General features: G+C 42.9%; 1 protein-coding gene. It reads right to left on the bottom strand.

From position 1 onward, the window contains the following. Positions 1 to 998, bottom strand: a 998-nt coding sequence (locus tag DXC04_RS15365) for a VirB4-like conjugal transfer ATPase, CD1110 family (RefSeq protein WP_442873200.1), incomplete at its 3' end; no start/stop codon positions are given. Positions 999 to 1,113: the final 115 nt, after the last annotated feature.

Raw genomic sequence — 1,113 nt, 5'->3', positions numbered from 1 at the left:
CCGAACATCATACGCTGGTCTCTGGTTGTCAGATCATCGAGCATTTCCTTGGTTTCTTTTCTCTGAAGTTCCATATCGTATGGTACGATTGCCGAGAAGTTATTATTAGCGTTCTGCCTTCTCTGCCAGTTGGTCACGTTGGTTTCCACACCAAGCAGTCGGTTCTGGATTTCCCTTACCGCTTCATCCGTAGGGACTGGCAGGATATCAATCGACAATATCAGATTCCGGCTGAAGTCACACAGTTCTGAAATCATGTCATCTTTAACATAACTTGCATAATCCTGCATATACAGGACTCTTCCGTACCTGTCACCGATTTTAAAATGGTCACGTTCAAATTCCATAGAATCCGGACACATCCAGTCCTTGAAACTTGTTCCCTTCTTGGCAAATTGTTTCAGATCAAACGGAAATGCCTGTGGGACATCTCCCTTGAAGAAGTCCCTGAAAATCTGGAGCCGGCTCTCTGCGTCCAGTCCTTCTGCTGTGGACGATAACTTTGCCAGATGTGTTACGATGTCTGTTCCGATACGTGCAAAATAGGTTCTTGCATCGTCAATCGATCTTTTATGTACACTGACAGTCAGATACCGTTCCTGATAGATGCTGTTGTTTGTTCCTGTAATCTTAGACAGGAGCATTTCGTTGTATTCTTCCCGATAGTGGTCCAGTCCATCTTCCTTCATTGGAAGCAGGATTGATTTTTCAAATTCTTCTTTATTGATTCTCCGGTTATTGATGGTAATTTTGGCAGAAATGCCGGAATCCAGTGAATTTAAGAGTTCGGAATAATCCAGAAACATTTCTGTCTTATTGTCCTTACTCGCAATATAATAGTTGATATCTGTAAAACGATATGTTTTTGAGAATTTCGTTCCCTGTTGAAAAATTCCATCCGGCCAGATTCGCTGGATGGGAATTGCCTGTTGGACTGATTTCGGAACTTTGAAGCGTTCCTTATCCATCCGAAGTGCCTGACTTAAGGTTTTAATCAAAGGCATCACTCCTTCCCTTGCGTTTCTTTCTCTGTTTTGCTTCTGCTCTTTGCTCCCGCTCTTTTATGATTTCCGCTCCATCCTTTTGATTCTTTTCTCCCAGCGAGATGGTCTC

The organism is Dorea sp. OM07-5, assembly GCF_003481355.1.
In the GTDB taxonomy this organism is placed as follows: Bacteria; Bacillota; Clostridia; order Lachnospirales; family Lachnospiraceae; genus Dorea_D; species Dorea_D hominis.
The sequence above is the reverse complement of the archived record's forward strand: the minus strand, read 5'-3'. Positions and strand labels throughout refer to the sequence as shown.